The 19,006-nt window shown below is 28.3% G+C and carries 20 protein-coding genes and 1 tRNA gene; 7 read left to right on the plus strand and 14 right to left on the minus strand.

The genetic code is table 11. The features are described 5' to 3' along the window. The first annotated feature begins 30 nt into the window (after positions 1-30). Genes rfbB through AC5SL1_RS04080 form a run of 3 tightly spaced genes read left to right on the plus strand, consistent with a single transcriptional unit; the run spans position 31 to position 2,614 of the window. The gene (gene rfbB / locus AC5SL1_RS04070) at positions 31-1,050 is read left to right on the plus strand and encodes a dTDP-glucose 4,6-dehydratase (protein ID WP_494599224.1); all 1,020 of its coding nucleotides are present in this window, start codon (positions 31-33) and stop codon (positions 1,048-1,050) included. Next, positions 1,047-1,913, plus strand: coding sequence for a sugar nucleotidyltransferase (locus AC5SL1_RS04075; RefSeq protein WP_494599225.1), 867 nt, complete (start codon positions 1,047-1,049; stop codon positions 1,911-1,913). The genes rfbB and AC5SL1_RS04075 overlap by 4 nt, the downstream gene beginning before the upstream one ends. Next, on the plus strand, positions 1,913-2,614 hold the full coding sequence (locus AC5SL1_RS04080; RefSeq protein ID WP_494599226.1) for a sugar nucleotide-binding protein: 702 nt from the start codon (positions 1,913-1,915) through the stop codon (positions 2,612-2,614). The genes AC5SL1_RS04075 and AC5SL1_RS04080 overlap by 1 nt, the downstream gene beginning before the upstream one ends. Here the strand turns inward: AC5SL1_RS04080 and AC5SL1_RS04085 are convergent. The 4 genes from AC5SL1_RS04085 to AC5SL1_RS04100 form a co-directional block, all read right to left on the minus strand. Then, positions 2,609-2,685: transfer RNA gene (locus AC5SL1_RS04085), tRNA-Met, on the minus strand. The genes AC5SL1_RS04080 and AC5SL1_RS04085 overlap by 6 nt on opposite strands. Before the next feature lie 64 nt (positions 2,686-2,749). After that, positions 2,750-2,977 carry a hypothetical protein gene (locus AC5SL1_RS04090; RefSeq protein WP_494599227.1) on the minus strand — a complete coding sequence of 76 codons (228 nt, stop codon included), beginning with the start codon at positions 2,975-2,977 and terminating at the stop codon, positions 2,750-2,752. Positions 2,978-3,017: 40 nt separating this feature from the next. Next, positions 3,018-5,462 carry a GcvT family protein gene (locus AC5SL1_RS04095; protein ID WP_494599228.1) on the minus strand — a complete coding sequence of 815 codons (2,445 nt, stop codon included), beginning with the start codon at positions 5,460-5,462 and terminating at the stop codon, positions 3,018-3,020. A 46-nt stretch (positions 5,463-5,508) separates the two neighbouring features. After that, positions 5,509-5,952: a cytochrome c gene (locus tag AC5SL1_RS04100; RefSeq protein WP_494599229.1), complete on the minus strand. Its 444-nt coding sequence runs from the start codon at positions 5,950-5,952 to the stop codon at positions 5,509-5,511. Positions 5,953-5,955: 3 nt separating this feature from the next. Here AC5SL1_RS04100 and AC5SL1_RS04105 point away from each other — a divergent pair, with 3 nt between their 5' ends. After that, positions 5,956-6,498: a cytochrome b gene (locus tag AC5SL1_RS04105; RefSeq protein ID WP_494599230.1), complete on the plus strand. Its 543-nt coding sequence runs from the start codon at positions 5,956-5,958 to the stop codon at positions 6,496-6,498. On the opposite strand, the gene AC5SL1_RS04110 is transcribed toward AC5SL1_RS04105, so the two are convergent. Then, positions 6,495-7,211, minus strand: a complete 717-nt coding sequence (locus AC5SL1_RS04110; protein WP_494579136.1) for a class I SAM-dependent methyltransferase — start codon at positions 7,209-7,211, stop codon at positions 6,495-6,497. The two genes, AC5SL1_RS04105 and AC5SL1_RS04110, sit on opposite strands and share 4 nt — an antisense overlap. 48 nt (positions 7,212-7,259) lie before the next feature. Here AC5SL1_RS04110 and AC5SL1_RS04115 point away from each other — a divergent pair, with 48 nt between their 5' ends. Genes AC5SL1_RS04115 through AC5SL1_RS04125 form a run of 3 tightly spaced genes read left to right on the plus strand, consistent with a single transcriptional unit; the run spans position 7,260 to position 10,583 of the window. Then, positions 7,260-8,213, plus strand: coding sequence for an ADP-ribosylglycohydrolase family protein (locus tag AC5SL1_RS04115; RefSeq protein WP_494579137.1), 954 nt, complete (start codon positions 7,260-7,262; stop codon positions 8,211-8,213). Further along, positions 8,214-9,533: an MATE family efflux transporter gene (locus tag AC5SL1_RS04120; protein WP_494599231.1), complete on the plus strand. Its 1,320-nt coding sequence runs from the start codon at positions 8,214-8,216 to the stop codon at positions 9,531-9,533. It begins immediately after the preceding gene. A 36-nt stretch (positions 9,534-9,569) separates the two neighbouring features. Then, positions 9,570-10,583 carry an MBL fold metallo-hydrolase gene (locus AC5SL1_RS04125; RefSeq protein ID WP_494599232.1) on the plus strand — a complete coding sequence of 338 codons (1,014 nt, stop codon included), beginning with the start codon at positions 9,570-9,572 and terminating at the stop codon, positions 10,581-10,583. Positions 10,584-10,591: 8 nt separating this feature from the next. On the opposite strand, the gene AC5SL1_RS04130 is transcribed toward AC5SL1_RS04125, so the two are convergent. The 9 genes from AC5SL1_RS04130 to aceA all read right to left on the minus strand — a co-directional run bounded on the left by AC5SL1_RS04130 (position 10,592) and on the right by aceA (position 18,986). Beyond that, positions 10,592-11,014 (minus strand): SprT-like family protein, encoded by a 423-nt coding sequence (locus tag AC5SL1_RS04130; protein WP_494579142.1) that lies wholly within the window; start codon positions 11,012-11,014, stop codon positions 10,592-10,594. Between the two features lie 113 nt (positions 11,015-11,127). Further along, complete coding sequence (locus AC5SL1_RS04135) at positions 11,128-11,505, minus strand: thioredoxin family protein (protein ID WP_271517062.1); 378 nt, start codon at positions 11,503-11,505, stop codon at positions 11,128-11,130. 43 nt (positions 11,506-11,548) lie between these two features. Then, on the minus strand, positions 11,549-12,442 hold the full coding sequence (locus tag AC5SL1_RS04140) for a DMT family transporter (protein WP_271517060.1): 894 nt from the start codon (positions 12,440-12,442) through the stop codon (positions 11,549-11,551). Between the two features lie 22 nt (positions 12,443-12,464). Continuing rightward, positions 12,465-12,782: an AzlD domain-containing protein gene (locus AC5SL1_RS04145; RefSeq protein WP_271517057.1), complete on the minus strand. Its 318-nt coding sequence runs from the start codon at positions 12,780-12,782 to the stop codon at positions 12,465-12,467. Then, positions 12,782-13,480 (minus strand): AzlC family ABC transporter permease, encoded by a 699-nt coding sequence (locus tag AC5SL1_RS04150; RefSeq protein WP_494599233.1) that lies wholly within the window; start codon positions 13,478-13,480, stop codon positions 12,782-12,784. The genes AC5SL1_RS04145 and AC5SL1_RS04150 overlap by 1 nt, the downstream gene beginning before the upstream one ends. A 19-nt stretch (positions 13,481-13,499) precedes the next feature. Beyond that, positions 13,500-14,558, minus strand: a complete 1,059-nt coding sequence (locus AC5SL1_RS04155) for an ABC transporter ATP-binding protein (protein ID WP_494599234.1) — start codon at positions 14,556-14,558, stop codon at positions 13,500-13,502. Positions 14,559-14,562: 4 nt separating this feature from the next. Then, complete coding sequence (locus tag AC5SL1_RS04160; RefSeq protein ID WP_271517050.1) at positions 14,563-16,179, minus strand: ABC transporter permease; 1,617 nt, start codon at positions 16,177-16,179, stop codon at positions 14,563-14,565. Between the two features lie 74 nt (positions 16,180-16,253). After that, positions 16,254-17,273 carry a Fe(3+) ABC transporter substrate-binding protein gene (locus AC5SL1_RS04165; protein WP_011282242.1) on the minus strand — a complete coding sequence of 340 codons (1,020 nt, stop codon included), beginning with the start codon at positions 17,271-17,273 and terminating at the stop codon, positions 16,254-16,256. A 435-nt stretch (positions 17,274-17,708) separates the two neighbouring features. Next, positions 17,709-18,986: an isocitrate lyase gene (aceA, locus tag AC5SL1_RS04170; protein ID WP_271517041.1), complete on the minus strand. Its 1,278-nt coding sequence runs from the start codon at positions 18,984-18,986 to the stop codon at positions 17,709-17,711. Positions 18,987-19,006 lie beyond the last annotated feature (20 nt).

Below are 19,006 nucleotides of genomic sequence, written 5' to 3' on the forward strand. Positions count from 1 at the left end.
CTTACTATAACGTTTATTATAAATAAAATCATGCAGAATATTTTAGTAACTGGTGGACTTGGGTTTATAGGTAGTAATCTAATCGAGCTATTACTCCTTAAAAAATATAAAGTTATAAATCTAGATAAGGTTAGCTACTCATCAAATTTTTATAATACAAAAGAGTATCAAAAAAATAAGAATTATAAATTTATAAAATGCGATCTTAATAACAAAAATAAACTTAATAAAATTATTTTTAAACATAAACCCATTGGTATTTTTAATTTAGCAGCAGAAACTCATGTTGATAGATCAATAGATGGTCCTAAAAGTTTTATTGACAGCAATATTATTGGTGTTTTTAATCTACTTGAAATATTTAGAAAATATTCGAAATTATTTAAAAAAAGTAAGTTAATTCATATTTCTACTGACGAAGTTTATGGAGATATATTAAAGGGGCGATCTCATGAAAACTTTCCTTATAGACCTAGTTCGCCCTACGCCGCTAGCAAAGCAGCGTCAGATCATCTTATAAGTTCATATGTTAGAACCTATGGTATTCCTGCTATGGTCACAAATTGTTCAAATAACTATGGACCTAAGCAACACCCTGAAAAACTTATACCAAAATTAATTTATAATATTTTAAATAATAAAAGTTTACCCATTTATGGAAATGGAAAAAATTCAAGAGAGTGGATATATGTTGAAGATCATTGTGAGGCATTAATAAAAGTTTTTCAAAAAGGTAAAATTGGTGAATTTTATAATATAGGTTCAAATAAAAATTTGAATAATCTTGAGATTTGTAAAGCTTTAATAAAAATTGCTAAACAAAATCATGTAATTGGTTCAAATGTTAAGATCAAATTTGTTAAGGATCGACCTGGTCACGACATAAGATATGCACTTGATAGTAAAAAAATATTAAAAACTTTGAGATGGAAGACAAAAGTTAATTTTAACAAAGGTTTGAAGAAAACTTTTTTGTGGTACCTTCATAATAATAATTACTACAAATCTATATCTAAAAAGGATATTGTTAAAAGACTGGGTACAAAATGATTAAAAAAGGGATAATTTTAGCTGGAGGAATGGGAACAAGAATGAGTCCTCTTACAAAAGCTGTTAATAAACAACTTTTACCAATTTACGACAAGCCTCTTATCTTTTATCCACTCTCAATACTAATGTTGGCAAAAATTAAAGACATTTTAATTATTGTAAATAAAGGACAGTTAAATCAATATAAAAAACTAATTCCTAATGGCAACAATCTAGGAATTAAAATTACTTATGTAGAACAAGACAAACCCAGGGGATTACCTGATGCTTTTGTTTTAGGTAAAAAATTTATTGGTAAAGATAACGTTGCAATGATTTTAGGGGATAATTTTTTTTATGGCCAGAACCTAACTGCAAAATTACTAGAATGTGCAAAAATTAAAAACGGTGCTAAAGTTTTATTACATAACGTTCAAACGCCCGAGTTATTTGGTGTTGCAAAAGTAGATAAAAACAACAAAATTATACAATTAAAAGAAAAGCCAAAAAAATTTATATCTAATAACGCTATAACAGGGCTATATTTTTTTGATAATAAAGTTGTACAATATTCAAAAGAACTAAAGCCCTCTAAAAGAGGTGAAGTTGAAATTATTGACCTTTTATTAAGATATAAAAAGAATAATAAATTATCAGCTGATTTTATTGGAAGAGGTGGTGCCTGGTTAGATACAGGTTCAATTGATGATTATTATAAAACAATTGCTTTTGTACAGGCAATTGAAAATAGACAAGGATTTAAAATTGCTTGCATTGAAGAAATTGCATTAAATAATAAATGGATAGGAAAAAAAGAAATTAGTAAATCAATTAAATTTTATGGTAACTGTAATTATTCAAAATATCTTAAAAATTTAATTTAATGAAAAAAAAAATAGTTATCACGGGTGGTGAGGGAAGATTTGCCCAAGTCTTAAAGAGAGATAATAAAAAATTAGATATACTTTATCCAAGTAAAAAAGAATTAAATATCTTAAATATTAATTCTATAAATAAATATTTAAAAAAAAATAAGCCAAAATATTTAATTCATGCGGCGGCTTTATCAAGACCAATGAATATTCATGACAGGCAAATATCTAAAAGTATTGATTTAAACATAATAGGTACAGCCAATATAGTAAAAGTCTGCTCTGAACTAAAAATTAAACTTATTTATTTTTCAACTGGCTATGTTTATGAGGGAAAAATTGGCAATTATAAAGAAGTCGATCCTGTTTTACCTGTTAACAATTACGCATGGTCAAAACTTGGTGGTGAATGTGCGGTTACAATGTACAAGAATTCTTTGATATTAAGAATTACAATGTGTGAAAAACCCTTTTTACATAAATATGCTTTTCATGATATTAAGGCCAACTTTATTTTCCATGAAGAGGTTGTAAAAATAATACCTAAAATTTTAGATAAAATAGGAATAATAAATATTGGTGGCAAAATTCAATCGATTTATTCATTTGCTAAAAAAACTAATAAAAGTGTCAAAAAAAAATCTGGTAAAAAATTATTTCCAAAAAACGTTTCAATGAATGTTAGAAAATTAAATAAAATTATGAAATGGTAGCGGGAAGTGGGATCGAACCACTGACCTCAGGCTTATGAGTCCTGCGCTCTAACCAACTGAGCTACCCCGCCACTTAATTATTGCTGATTTATAATAGGTTTTTAATTTAGATCAATCAACTTTTGATCTGTGTATTTATTTTATGATTGTTAAAAGAGTTGAAAAAAGACCTAAAGATAAAATTACTGAACTATAAAAAATAATTTTTCTTTTATTTTCATTTTTTTTGTCCATTCTTACTCTGTTCAATAATTTATTGATATCAACTCTTCTCTTTTGGTTAATTTGTTCAACTGAAATAGCTTTTTTTTGATCATTTTTTTCACTGATATGTTTATTGTCGTGAAAATAAATCTTTTGCATAAGTCATTAAAACATCAATTATTTAACCCAGCAACTAAAATTATAAAAATCTAGAACTTTTATCTTTAAGAGGAGTAATCTCTACCATGGCTGGGTATTTTTGTTTAGCAACCTCAATATATAGATCCATTTTAGAAAGCTCTTCATTAGTATGGTCTGAGGTTACATATCCAAAGGACAGGTTTTTTTTAAAATTAAAAGAATAATTACCTGAAGTTGTTCTACCAATAATTTCACCTTTTAAATAAATTGGCTCTTCATGAAGTAATAAAGGATAACCCGGCTTACTATCTTTCAAGGACAACATAATAAATCTTCTGAATTGTTCTTGATCTTTTATTTTCAATAAACTTTCTTTACCAACAAAGCTGGTTTTTTTTTTATAGCTAATAGCAAAATTCAATCCTGCTTGATATTGATTTTCTTCTGGTGAAATATCATGCCCCCAATGTAAAAATCCACTTTCCATTCTCATGGTATCCATTGCATGAGAACCACAATGTGATAAATTATGATTTTTTCCTTCTTCAACAATTAATTGATAAATTTCTTTAGCATCTTTATTTTCTATATAAAGTTCAAAACCTAATTCACCCACATAAGATAATCGTTGAGCCCAAACTTTTTTTGAATTAATTGTTATAAATTTTCCATAACCAAATTTAAATGTTTTATTACTAAAATCATCTTTTGAGATTTTTGTAATTAAGTTTCTACTTTTCGGTCCAAAAACTCCAAGACAAACTAGTTCATCTGTAATATCTTTTAATTCTAAAGTTGGTGATAAATGTTTTAAAATATGTGCCTTATCATGAGTTCTTGTTGCAGCTGAACTTATTATTCTAAAACAATCTTTATCAATACAAATAACAGTTAAATCAGTTTCAATACCTCCTGCCTCATTTAACATTTGTGTGTAAGTTGCTCTTCCTATTTCGTTTTTAATATTTGCTGTACATATTCTTTGCAATTCACTATGTACTTGCTCTCCTTTTATTTCATATTTTGAAAAAGGAGAAAGCTCAAACAGACCAACATTAGTAACTGTATTTTTAGTTTCAAATTCAACTGCAGGATACCAATTTTGATAGTCAAAACTATATTTGTATTCTGCTCTTTCTTTATTTCTTGCGTACCACATAGGTCTTTCGTACTCACCTGATACACCAAAGCACGCTCCCTCTTTTTTTAATTCCTCATGATACGGTATTAGTCTTTGATTTCTTGAAGTGTTATGCTGTTTGTAAGGCCAGTGCATCCCATATAAGTCACCAAGCGTTTCTGTTACTCTTTCCATAATAAATTTTTTAGATGAATGAAATTTTTGAAATCTTTTAATATCAAGTGAAAATAAGTCTTCATTCATATATCCATTAATCATCCACTCAGCTGTAACTCTACCCGCACCCCCTGAGCTTGCTATGCCTATGCTATTAAATCCACAACAAGTAAAAAGATTATTCACTTCTGGTGTTTCTCCTAAAAGGTATTGTGTATCAGGTGTAAAAGATTCAGGTCCTGAAAAAAATTTCCTAATACCAGCAGTTTCTAATATGGGTAACCTTTGAAATGATTTTTCTAGATAAGGTTCAAAGTGATCAAAATCATCTGGAAACTCCCCAAATGAAAAGTCCTGTGGCACCACCCCTTTATCCTTAAAAGCAGGTTTTGCATTGGGTTCAAATATTCCAACTAACATTTTCCCAGCATCTTCTTTTAAATAAAGACAAGAATTATAGTCTCTTAAAACTGGTAAGTTTTTAGGCAATTTATCTAGTGGTTCTGTGATTATATAAAAGTGCTCATTTGGATATAATGGAATACTTACACCAATATCCTCTCCAATTTGTCTCGACCACATCCCAGTTGCAATTACAACGTATTCACAATCAATTTTGCCAAATTTAGTTTGAACACCAACAATTTTTTTGTCTTTAATTAATATTTTTTCAACCGGAGTTTTCTCAAATATTTGAGCCCCTTCCATCTTTGCAGCTTTAGCTAATACATTGGTAACTCCTATAGGGTCTGCCTGACCATCTTCAGGCATATACACTCCACCCAAAATGTCATCATCATTTATAACAGGATAGAGTTCTTTTATTCTTTGTTTATTAACGCTGTCAACATTGACATCAAATAATTGTGCAGCTGTTGCTTGTCTTAATAATTCTTGTAATCTTTCAGGTGTACTTGCAATTGTGATTGCTCCATTTTGCTTTAATCCAGTTGATAATCCAGTTTTTTTTTCTAATTCTTTATAAAGATTTAAGGAATATTTTCTAAGCCGTGTAATGGTAGCTGATGCCCCTAATTGACCCACAAGTCCTGCTGCATGCCAAGTAGTTCCTGAGGTTAACTGATCTCTTTCTAATAATATAGTGTCTTTCCAACCGTATTTTGCGAGATGGTAGGCGACCGAACAACCTGCAATCCCTCCTCCAATAACAACTACTTTTGATGATTTTGGTAATAAAGCAGACATTTATATTTAAACAATATTAAAATTTTTAAATACAAACAACTAAATGTTAATGTTCGGCTCTAAATTTAGAGTGACAAGATTTACAACTACTCCACATATATTTTCCAAGTGTTGCTTTCACATCTTCCGCTTCATCAATAGCAAACGTTAACTCAATCATATTGCTTGAAGCCTTTGTCATTAATAAATTAAATTCATCTTTATTTTCCCAAATAGCTGGCAAAGCTTCTGTTTTAAATCCTACTTTTGAGTTTTCAGGAAAAAGATCTAATAATCTTGTATAATTATCACTCATTTCAATCATTAGTTTTTTTGCTTCATCTAAATTTCCATTAGATGCAAGACCTTGGACTCTTTTGGCAGTTTTGTAATTTTTACTAAAAATAGATTTTCTTTCTTTAATAATCTCTTCAACTGTTTGTTCAGAAAAAGCATTAAAACTATAAAATAATATAAAGATAAAAAATAAAGTATTTTTAATTATTGTCATAATATGTTTAATTTAATCATGTCTTTATTAAATAATAAATCAAAATATGGATTACTCAGCAAATTATTCCATTGGCTAACTGCCGCAGGATTAATAGTTCAGATACCACTAGGCTTTTATTTGGTAGATTTAGATTTTGATCAAACTAGAATTGATATAGAAAATTATCATATATTATTTGGATTAATCATTTTTTATGTAACTCTGATAAGACTGACATTCAAACTATTGTCACCTTCACCAAATTTCAATGATAATGCTTTTCCTGGTCAAAAAATTTTAGCAAATTTGAACCACTTTTTTTTATACTTAGCTTTATTAACAATAACCATATCAGGTATCTTAAAAAAACTATTTAATGGTGAAAGCTTAGTTATTTTTTTTAAAGAAATTAATTTAACTTATAATTATGAGTTTTCTGAGCAGTTTTATTCAATTCATATATTGGCAAACTACATTCTAATTGGATTAATAAGTCTTCATATTTTAGCGGTATTGTTTCATAAATTTTTTTTAAAAGAAAATATTTTAAAGAGAATTCTTTAAACTTTTGAAAATATTATACATTTGAGTTTATCGTTAAATGAAATATTTTTTTTATATTTAAGATCAACCTCCTTAATGCCATTGGAAATTTGAAATGAGCTAAACTTTAATAAAGTTGATATATAACGTTGTTTTATCATCTTTAAGTAAATGCTTTTTTTAATATTAACCTTAAAATTAAATTTGGTGAGCTTTTTTTTAATATCAAGTTGAAGTAGTTTTTTCCAAATAAGATTATCTCTTTTAAACGATTGCTTAAGTTTTTGCTTCATTAAAAAAAAAGTAGGTATTTCATTATTTTTTGTATCTAAAGTTAAAATCAAAATAATTCCTCCAACTTTTAAACTAGAGTATGAGTAAGTTAAGACTTTCTTAATATCCTTCAAATTAAAAAAATGAATAGTTTGTTTAATTAATATTAAATCAAATTTCTTTTTATTATCTTTAAGGTATTTAATTGCATTTGTTTTTTTAAAAGTAATTCTTTTGTCAAAATCTTTGTGATTTTCAATATCAAGTCCAATGGGCTTGTTTATTAATTTGAGTTTAGAGGACAATGAGCCCGTTATCTTACCCCGGCCACAACCAATATCTAGAATTTTTGAGTGTTTAGTCAGTTTCTTTTGTTTTAATAAAAAATTAATAAAGGATTGAATATATTTTGTAGAAGAAATCCAAGTTTTGTTGTCCCAATTTTTAATCCTTAGCATCATTCAATTTAAAACATTTTAACTTTTATTTAAATAACGTATTAGTTAGGCATGATTAAAAAGTTACATATATTTCTTGGCGCAACTGTTGCAGATGCAGCATCACGACCTTTGCATTGGGTCTATGATGAAAAAAAACTAAAATCTTATATTAATGGAAAAAAGAATATTGCCTTCTTTAGGCAAAATAGATCTCCATTCTATTCTATTAAAACTGGAGAAGTTTCTGGTTACAACGATGTAGGTCAAGTAATGTTTAAAACATTAACAAAAACTACTAATCACAAAGAAGTCATTAAACTTTTTAAGAAGAACATTGTCAAAAATTTTGGGCTAGGCTCAAGATATTGGAAAAATTTATCCTTAAGAAAAAAATATAAAAAGATTAAATGGAAAACAGCCATGAAAGGTCCATGGATCCATCAAAATATTTTAGAAACTATCAAAAATATTAAACTAAAAAAAACAATCACGGGTGGGACTAAAGTTAACGAGTCAGATGGTTATTGTGCAAGTCTACCCTTTTATTTTTCAAACAATTCTGACCAAAAAACAAAACAAATTATAAGAACAGTTGCTAATGGCAAAATCAGTGAGCGATTTGCTTTAGCAAAACTTAAGATTATTGATTTAGCTGATAAAGGAGACAGGGATCCAGTTAATAGTTTTTTAAGAAAAAATATAAAAAATAAATATTTTAAAAATGTTATTGAAAACATCAAAAAAGTTAAAAGAATTAAGTCAAAACCTCACAATTTTGTTGTAAAGAAATTTGGTAAAGCATGTAGTTATCCAGGCACTTTTAATGGTTCAATACATGCAATTATTACTTCTAAAAATTTTAAAACAGCGGTTATTAAAACAATTAAAGCCGGTGGATGTAATTGTTCTCGTGCTAATTTTGTTGGTGCTTACTTTGCAGCTCACAAAGGCTTAAAGGGTATTCCTCAAGATTGGATTAAAAAAACCAATCCTGCCAAATCTATACTAAAATTTATTGCTTAAATGCAAAACCCTTCAATTAAATATATTTTAAAGTTATCTATACCGATTTTTTTTGCAAACTTAGCTATTCCACTTGTTGGCATTATTGATACTGGTTTAATGGGTAATCTTGGTAACTTGTCATATTTATCAGCAACTTCAGTGGCTGCTAATTTATTTTCGATGATTTTTTGGAGCTTCGGTTTTTTAAGAATGGGAACTGTTGGTTTAGTTTCACAAGCTTATGGTCAAGGAGATTACTCAGAAATATTTAATATTGTTGTTCGAAATTTAGTTTTTGTTTTACTTATTTCATTGATCTTAATTTTATTACAAAGTCATATATTCAATCTAAGTGTAGGTATTTTTAATTTATCAGACACAACTAAGCAATTTTATCAGGATTACTTTCAAATAAGAATTTATTCAGCACCTGGTGAATTAACACTTTACATTATAACTGGTTTATTTGTTGGATTACAGAAGACTAAAACCTCGAGTTTGGCCGTTGGTCTTTTTTCAATTCTAAATATAATTTTAAGTATTATTTTAGTTTCAGTATTTGATTTAAATATCAAAGGGGTTGCTTATGGGACTTTATTTTCAGCACTTTTAATATCTACAACTTTTCTAGGTTATACATTTTGGTATCTAAATAAAATGTCTAAAATTAATGTTAACATTAATAAATTAATAGATCTTAATAAACTTAAAAATATTTTTAACATTAATCTAAACATATTTATTAGAACTATATTGTTGACCTTTTCATTTTTTTGGTTCACTTATCTTGGCAGTCAAATTGGTGAAGACTATATTGCTGCAAATGCCATCTTGATTAACCTAGTCTTTTTGTCTGCTTTCATTCTTGATGCTTACGCGTTTTCAACTGAAGGTATGGTTGGATATTCTTTGGGTAAAAAAGATTTAAGCTTGTTTAAAAAGATTGTTAAAAACTCTTTTATTTTAAGTACACTTACTGGATTAATTATTTCAATAATTTATTTTTTTATTAACAATTACGTCATTACATTAATGTCTGATATTGAAAGTATTAGAAATCTAAGTTCATCTTATGCAATATGGCTTATATTTATGCCTTTAATTTCATCATTTTGTTATCAGTTTGATGGAATATTTATTGGTGCATCACAAACAAAAGAACTGCGAAATGCTATGGTTTTTTCTGTATTTTCTTATTTATTAATGTCTTTATATTTAACAAAGTTAATGGGCAATACGGGTGTCTGGATATCTTTAAGTTTATTCATGGTGTTAAGGGCCTTATCTTTGTTTTATTATCTAGACAAAATTTATTTAAGATTTCGTACTGGGAAATAAATTCAACTAGCTCTAATAAGATGCTATTATAGATTAATGTTATTTAGACAACTATTTGATAAAACCTCAAGCACATTTACGTATCTGATTGCTTCCGCAAAAGGAAGGGAAGCACTTATTATTGATCCTGTACTAGAAAATGTTGAACAATACATTAAACTTCTTAATGAACTAAATTTAAAGTTAGTAAAAGTAATCGATACCCACATCCATGCTGACCATATCTCAGGTATTGCAGAACTAAGAGATAAAACAAATTGTGTTACCGTAATGGGCGACAAAACTCCTGCTGATGTTGTTGCAATGCAGGTAGCTGATGAAGAAAAAATTCAAATAGATGGTTTGGAATTACAAGCTATTTACACACCTGGCCACACAATTGAAAGTTTTAGCTTCTTAATGGATGACAGAGTCTTTACTGGTGATACTTTATTAATTAGGGGCACAGGTAGAACTGATTTTCAAAATGGTAATCCAAGAGATTCTTACAATTCAATTTTCAATAAGCTTTTAAAACTTCCAGACGAAACATTGGTTTATCCAGCTCATGATTATAAAGGAGAAATGGTCAGCACTATAATTGAAGAAAAAAAGTTCAATCCAAGACTGCAAGTAAGTTCTGCTGATCAATATATTGAAATTATGAATAATTTAAATTTACCTAATCCTAGTATGATGGATGTGGCAGTTCCCAGTAATTTAGAATTAGGAATAAATTTTAATAAACAAAAAGTAAACAATGGTATTGAACCTGAAAAATTTAATGAAATAAAAAAAGATGAACGGTCTGTTCTAATTGATCTTAGAGAACAAAATGAAATTGATAAAGAGGGTATGATTAAAAATAGTTTAGTAGTGCGCTTTCCAGAAATAAATGAATATCTTCATAAGAATAAAGATATGCTCAAGAATAAAAGAATTTTATTTTATTGTGCTCATGGCCACAGATCTACACTAGCTGTTCAACTATCTAAATCTTATCAATTTACTAATTGTTTTCATTTAATAGGTGGGCTTAAAAATTGGAAAAAAGAGGGTTTGGAATTATAAAATTATTATTAATAACTCAACTTCAAATTTAATCTTTTAAATTTATTTCGAAAACTAAAAAATAATTTATTATGATTACCAGTATCTTTTTTTATCGTTTGTTGCCACAAATGAACCATTTCATGAGATAAAGTATTTAGAAATTCCATTTTATTTTTATACTTTGGCATCATCTCAAGTACAAAAAAATTTGTCCCTTTTCTGTATGAAATATATTCAACACATTGACCTGAGCCTCTTACTATTCTTTTAATCTTTACGTCATTAAAGGGGTTTAATTCATTTTTGAACAATGATTTATTGAAAATTTTAAAGTAATTTCTAATATCTTTAAAATTTGTAATATATTTTTTTTGACAGTCAGCTGTATCTCTTAGAATTCTTTTCTTTGTTCTAATGATGTAATTATCCTTAGTTGTTTTTTTCTTCATATTTTTTAATGTAAATTAACCTTAAACAAAGGCTATTGTTCGCATATCTATTCCTAAAATAGGAATTTACAAGATAATAAAATGATTAAAAATTGAGTATTTTTTGTAAGCTATTATGAGTTGCTTGCAGATTTTATAGCTAAGTAGATCTTTTCCTTGCTTGTCTGTCCGATGCTACGGTAGATTTCTTTGTTGTTTTGATAGATCACAATTGTAGTCCAATAATCAATACCAAGTTGTTTAGCTATAGCTTTATCTTTTTCTTGCTCAAAACTTAAAAAAATAATGTTCTTAAATTCTTTTTCAGCTTCATCTAATATTTTTATTTGAGCTTTACAAGTAGTACAAAATTCATTCCAAGAATTAACAACTACAATCTTGCCCTCCAATTGTGCTTTTTGAAAAATATCATTGTTAAATGTTGTGCTGTTATCAACCGCAAAACTTTTTAATGATATTAAGGTAAAAATTATTATTAATACTTTTTTCATATTTGTAATATATATCTTGCAAAATTGATTAACAAGATTTGTTTTATTTAATAGCTCCAATTTGTTTTTGTCTAGTGATTATAATTAAACCACTTACTATTATTATGAATGCTCCAATATAGCTATTTGAAGATGGAATTTCATCAAATAAAAAATATCCATAAATTATACCCCATATAATCACTGAGTATCTAAAAGTTGATGTAACAGATACAAGTGCAACTTTAATTGTAGCTATTGAAAAAATATATCCCATTGCTAAAAAAAAAGCAGAAATAAATAATATAAAAACATCTTTTAAAGTAAAATCATAAAATTTATAAATACTTAAAAGACCAAAAAAAATTGTAACAACAAAACAAGTCATGAAAGCAGTTTGTAGACTATGATAATCTTTCTTAAATTGTTTAGTATACATGTCACGTATAGAAAGCATTACTGCAGCTAGTATTGGAAAAATAAAATAGTATCCAAATTCTAATTTTCCAGGATTTATAACAATAACAACACCGATAAAGCCTAAGATGACTGCACTCCATCTCTTCCATCTAACTCTTTCATTTAAAAAAATAGCACCAAATGCTGTAAGTAAAATTGGTGCCATACTTAATAGAATATAAACTTTAGCAAATGGCAATAAAGCAACTCCAATAAAAAAAAATAATGCTGCAAAGGCCTCTAGTAAACCTCTAATTGTTAATTCTTTAGAGCTAAAAATTAGACCTAAATTTAGTTGCTTCTTTAAATAAAGAAATAATAGAATAAAAAGCAATGTAAAAATTCCTCTAATAAAAATAATTTGATTTAAAACAAATATTTCATCGTAGTGTTCATAAATATTCTTAACAAAAGCATCATTAGTTGCGAAAGAAAATTGGCATAAAAGCATATAAAATATGCCTAATAATTCATTATTCATTTTGATTTTTGAGAACATTAAGCGCTAGTTATATGCTTTTTTATTGGTAATATACAAAAATCAAGAACCAATAAAAGGCAAGCCCAACTAGAATGGTTGCAATAATACTTTTACTAAAATATCCAATAATTATCGCAATTATAGCTGCCAGTATCTTAGGATTACTATCAATATCTATAGATCCTGTGGCATCAAGAAATATAGGAGGAAATATTATTGCTGGAAAAATGGCTGATGGAACGTAAGTTAAAACTTTTTTTGTCTTTTCATTTAAGATGTCTTTCTTTAAGAAAAAAATCATAGAAAATCTTGTTAAGTAAGTCAAAATTCCACAATAAATAATTGTTGTCCAATGCATTATTTTTTCTTCTGTTCAATTAATGTTATTATGGTGGCAACCGATAAGGCTGATAGTGTTGCTACAATAATATAAGCTTGAAATGGTATTGTATTGTACCCAATAGTTGCAACAATTCCTGACACTAACATTACAATTATATTTTTATACTTTCTAAAATCATTAATTAACAAAGCCAAAAATGTTAAAGAAATAGTAAAACTTAAACCTAACTCTTCAGGTACTACTGATCCAAGAACTATACCTAAAATTGTTGATATCTGCCAAATAGTCCAACAGGTAAAACCAGCTCCTAATAAATGGTAGTGTTTAAATTTATTTTCTTTATTTTTTTTAAAATAAATGTTTGAGACAGCAAAAGCTTGATCAATTAATACATAGGATAGTATAATTTTCCATCTAAGTTTTAAGTGAAAAAGGTATTCAGAAAAAACCGCACCATATAGTAAATGTCTAGAGTTTACTGCAGTAACTGATGTGATTGTAACGAATGATGATGCGCCGCCAGAAAATAATTGTAATAAAACAATTTGAGAAGCTCCACCAAAAATTATAATAGACATACCGAATGTCATATACGCACTCAGACCCAACTCCATACCAATAACACCGTATATAATTCCAAATGGAACCACGGGTATCATTAAAGGACTTACATCGATAATCCCTTTAGATAATGTTTTAAATCTATTATTCATTTTAATTTAGGATTTTGTATTAGAAACAGACTATATGATCAATATGAATAGGTCTCTTTATACCAAATTTTTCTTCAATTTCGTGTTGGTGAATATGGTGGGAATGAACAAATACAGAAATTAACTTATCACTGCTAGTTTTAAGTGTGTAAATAAAGTTTGTTCCTCTAAATTTTCTATCAACAACTTTTAATTTTAAATCACTTAGGTCATCGTGCTCAAGATCCTCTGGTTGTAATAAAAGTTTAACATTAGAACCTTTTGGATAATGTTTTATAAAATCACCAGTAATTTTTCCTAAATCATTACTTTCTAAACTATTTTCTCCTGTAACTTTTGCTTCAATCAAAGTTCCTCTATTTAAAAAATTAACAACTTCAATTGAATTAGGAAAGTGGTAAATATTATAAGGATCATCATATTGCTTTAAATGACCATCTAATATAATTCCACACTTATTTCCCAAATAAAAAGCCTCGTAAGAGTCGTGTGTTACAATAATTGTAGTGATTTTTTGTTCTGTAAGAATTTGTTTTAACCTAATTTGAATTTCTTCTTTAAAGTTTTGATCAACATTTGAAAGTGGTTCATCTAGAAGTAATAGGTCGGGATTTGACAATAACGATCGAGCAAGTGAAGCTCTTTGTGCTTCGCCAGAACTAATTTGATGAGGATACTTATCCTTTATATTTTCAATATGAAGTAGCTTAATAATATCATTAATTTCTAAACCTTTTTTCTTGTTTTTATTTCTCTCCGCACCAAATTTTATATTATCAAAAACACTATAATGCGGAAAAAGTGAATTATCTTGAAATGCCATAGCTATATTTCTATCTTCTGGTTCAACTTGGATTTCCTTCGAGGAAAGAATTCTATCCTTAAGAGTAATTGTGCCAGAATTATTTTTTTCAAGACCTGCAATAGTTCTGAGTATTGTTGTTTTTCCAATACCTGATGGACCTAGTAAACAAACAATGTCTCCTTGATTTTCAATTGTTAACGAAACATTATTAATTTTATTTTGAGAACTTGCTGAAAAAGTTACGTTGTTAATTTCTAAAAAATTTTTTTTCATATTTTTATTCTTTAAGAATATACCTAGATGTAATTAAAATAAAAAAACTTGCAATAATTATCAGTATTAAAGAAGGCGCAGCTGCAGCCTCCAATAAATCTTGGGAAGCAAAAAGATAGGCTTTAGTTGCAAAAGTTTCAAAGTTAAATGGTCTTAAAATAAGTGTAATTGGTAGTTCTTTAATAATTTCAATAGTAAGTAAAATTGAAACTAGAAAAATTGAGTTCTTTAAATAAGGTACATGAATATTTTTAAATGTTTTAAATTTCGAATATCCTAATAAATAAGCTCCCTCATCAATAGAATAATTTATCTTGGCATAACCAGATTTAATTCCATTATTTGCTAAAGAATAAAATCTAATAAAATAAACTAAAACTAATCCTAAAGTAGATCCAATAAAAAAAGATTTAATTGAACCCATTTCAAAATAATTAATAATGTTGCTATCCATCCATGAAATAAAAGTGATAAAAGCTACTGCCAGTATAATTCCTGGGATTGCATATCCAGATATAGATATAATATTTAATATTTGGAGTAATTTACTTTTAGAAACTCTATTTCCATAGTTAGATATAAAAGCTAGTATAATTAAAAAAAAGCTAGATATAATTACTAAATTAATAGTGTTTAAAAATAGTTTAAAGACATCTAGATTTTCAAGATGTTGTGGAAAAATAATTGTCCAATAAAGCATTTGAGTGACTGGAAATAAAAAACTGATTAAAAAAATAGTAAAACAAAAAATAAATGCCAAGAAGGATTTATAACCATTAAGCTTTATTAATGTTTTTGTTCTATGGCCACCTTTTGATGATGTGTGATATTGAGCTTTTTTTCTAGATAGATTTTCTATAACAAAAAGTCCAAGTATAAAAATTAACAAGTAAGATGATAACCTGTTTGCTAAAGTAAGATCGTCAAAAGATATCCATGCATTATAAATACCTGTTGTTAAAGTCGACACTCCAAAAAATGAAACAGAACCAAAATCTGATAAGGTCTCCATCGCAACCAACGAAAGGCCAGCAACTATTGCAGGTCTTGCTGAAGGTAAGATTATCTTAAAAAATGATTTTTGCTTAGAAAAGCCAAGGTTTTTACCAAGTTCTATTAAGTTTTGTGACTGATAATGAAATGATGCTCTAGTTAATACGTAAATATAACCAAATAACGAAAATGATATTGAAATTATTGCGCCTAACATTCCATCAAACTTTGGAATATGAGCGTTGTAATTTCCCTCGCCCAATAAGTTTTTTAAAATTGAAAAAGCCGTTCCATAGTTTTCAAAAAAAGCAGTTAATGAATATGCATAAATATAGGCTGGTACTGCAAAAGATAGGATTAAAGCCCATTTAAAGAAATTAACACCAGGAAATTTATAAAATGAAACTAAATAAGCACAACCAACTCCTATAATAAAAGTTAAGGTTAAAACACCTGTCAAAAGTATTAATGAATTATAAATATAATCTAAAAGAAAAGTATTTTTTAAAACTGTTACATAGCCTCCAGTTGTTTCAAAGAAACTACTGAATACAGTTATAATGGGTACAGCTACAATTATGGATATGACAAAAGAACTAAAATACCAAATGTTAATCTTATTACCCATTTTTTAACAACGCACTAATAACATCAAGCAGGGTAATTAACTTAATATTAAAAGCGCGCTGTGTTATAACCTCTTTATTTCCACTTCGCGTTAAGCATTATCTCTAATGCGATAGCTTGATTTTTTCCGTAATTAGCTACTTTAGTTTTAAGGTCTTGTTTAAAATTAAACCCCATTTGTGTAATTAATCCATGAGGCTCAACACCTTCAATCATTGGATATTCATACGTATTATTAACAATATGTTGTTGAGCATCTTTAGTTAATAAAAACTCTAACAGTTTAATTGCGTTATCTTTATTTGGAGCATATTTTAATATTCCACCTCCACTAATATTCATATGTGTTCCTCTATCACCCTGATTTGGGAAAAATGGTAATACTTTTTTTGCAGCCTCTTGTTGCTCTGCACCTTTACTACCAGAAAGCATAAGTGCGTAATAATAAGTATTTGCAACAGCAATATCAGCTTCGCCAGCTGCTACAGCTAAAATCTGAGCTCTATCATTTCCCTTTGAGTCTCTAGCCATATTCTTAACCAAATTTTCTGCCCAAATAGTAGTTCTCTCTTTTCCATTATTATCTATTAATGAAGCTACTAGAGATTGATTATAAATATTATTAGATTGTCTTATAACAATTCTACCTTTCCACTTAGGATCAGCAAGACCTTCATAAGTCAATCCATTAAGATCATTGTCACTTACTCTCTCTGGAGAGTAATAAATTATTCGTGCTCTTTTAGCTATTCCTGTCCAATTTTTAGATCTAAAGTTTGCCGGTACTGCAGATTTAATTGCTGGCGACATAGAGTTTTGAAACATCCCTTTTAAATCGAAAAGTCCTAACTTTCCAGCATCAGCTGTAATATAAAGATCAGCTTTTGAATCTTTTCCTTCTTCTATAATTCTTTTTTGAAGAGATTTATCTTTGCCGGATATGACATTCACTTTAATTCCAGTTTGAGATGTAAATTTATTGTAAAGCTGGATATCTGAATCGTAATGTCTTGCACTAAAAACATTAACTTCATTAGCTAATGTCATGCTTTTAAAAAAACTCAAGGTTAATATAATAAGTATAATTTTTTTCATTTTTTCCTTTATTTTTTACCCTTGATTAGTTTAGAATGCTTATTATTAACATTGCGAATGATTATCAATCGCATTTATTGACGCAGTTTACAATGGTTAATTAAGTTAATATCCGGATAAGCAGATTACTTAGGAAAGACATGAATGCATAAAACCCTATAAAGAAATTGCAGTACATTATTGAGACAGCCCGGTTTCTAACTCTTCTTTTTCTTACAAATGGCTTATCATCAAGGTCTGAAACATCTCTTTCTCCAATTACTTGATAGTCATATGACCAACGCCATACAGAATTACCAAAACGTTCATCTGTATTATTGTAATAGATAATCCAAGCAACAATGTATCTGTGAGAAATATAGAGAATAATTAAAAGTAAACTACTTATAAACATCCAAATATATAATCATATTTAGAAAGCTTATTAAAGACTAATTAAAACTGTTCAGATTCTGTTGATCCTGCCATAGCTGTTGTAGAGCTTTTTCCACTACTTATAGTATTTGAAACTGCATCAAAATAAGATGTTCCAACTTCTCTTTGATGTTTAACACTTGTGTAACCATCTTTTTCTCTAGCAAATTCAAGCTCTTGGATTTTAGAATAAGCAGTCATTCCTTCTGTTTTATATTTTTCAGCAAGTTCAAAAATTGCAATATTTTGAGTATGAAATCCTGCAAGAGTTATAAACTGGAATTTATATCCCATCTCACTAATTTTTTGCTGAAATGTTGCAATCTCAGCATCTGATAAATGTTTTTTCCAATTGAACGAGGGAGAGCAGTTGTAAGCCAACAATTTACCAGGAAACTTTTCATGAATTGCATCCGCAAACTTTTTTGCTTCTTCTAAGTTTGGTGTTGCAGTTTCACACCAGATTAAATCTGAATAAGGAGCATAAGCTAAACCCCTTGAGATTGCTTGATCAATTCCATGTTTAACATAATAAAAGCCTTCTGGTGACCTTTCACCAGTTAAAAATGGTTTATCATTTTCATCAAAATCATTAGTGATTAATTTTGCAGCATTTGCATCTGTTCTTGCTAGAATTATTAATGGTACATCTGCAATATCTGCAGCTAGTCTTGCAGCTTTTAAGTTTTTAATCATAGTGCCAGTTGGAACTAAAACTTTTCCACCCATATGGCCACATTTTTTTTCACTAGCTAATTGATCTTCAAAGTGAACACCAGCTGCACCTGCTTTAATGAATTTTTTTGTTAACTCAAAAACATTTAATGGACCACCAAATCCTGCTTCACCATCTGCAATAATTGGTAGCATATAATCTGTTCTATCTTTTGATTTCATATCACCATCTTGTAATTCCATATGTTGAATTTGATCTGCTCTTATTAGAGCATTGTTCATCGACTCAACTAATTTTGGTGCACTATCATATGGGTATAAAGACTGATCAGGATACATTTCGCCAGCAGTATTTGCATCAGCTGCTACTTGCCATCCACTTAAATAAATTGCTTTTAATCCAGCTTTAGCGTGTTGGACAGCATGATTTCCAGAGAGTGAACCCAATGTATTAATATAATTTTCTGAATTCAATAAATCCCATAATTTTTTAGATTGGTGTTTGCACATAGAATATTCAATTTTAATTGAACCTCTTAATCTCTCAACTTCTTCTGGGGTGTAGTCTCTTTTTATTCCTAAAAATCTTTTTAAATCGTATGAAACTTTAGCTTCTGAGCTCATAGGTAAGTCTTTCTAAATTA

The organism is Candidatus Pelagibacter sp. PS_10_02 (assembly GCF_059418005.1).